At 38.4% G+C, this 242-nt stretch carries 1 protein-coding gene; it reads left to right on the top strand.

Features of this window, described 5'->3' with window-relative positions:
- Positions 1-242 (top strand): asparagine synthase-related protein (locus tag KVT28_RS26375; protein WP_254633681.1); only part of this gene is annotated, 242 nt, incomplete at both ends.

The following is a 242-nucleotide window of genomic DNA, read 5'->3' as shown; positions in this document are numbered from 1 at the left end:
ATAACAGATAGGCTTGTCAACGAGCGTGAATTGGTAGAGGAAATTAATCAAATAACCGCCGAAATGGGTGTCTTTATTAGGCAACCTTTTCTTTCCAAAAAATTTATCTCTATGGCAATGGAAATCCCTGTCGCCTACAAAATAGTTGGCCCAAACGATCTATTGAGAAAACATATTCTAAGAAAGTTGGCCCTTTCCATGTGTCTCCCGGAAGAGTCAATAATTGCAAGAAAAAAGGCTAT

Origin of the sequence: Pantoea sp. GbtcB22 (assembly GCF_019091025.1) — a bacterium.
In the GTDB taxonomy this organism is placed as follows: Bacteria; Pseudomonadota; Gammaproteobacteria; order Enterobacterales; family Enterobacteriaceae; genus Pantoea; species Pantoea leporis.
This window is presented reverse-complemented; position numbering and strand designations above follow the sequence as displayed.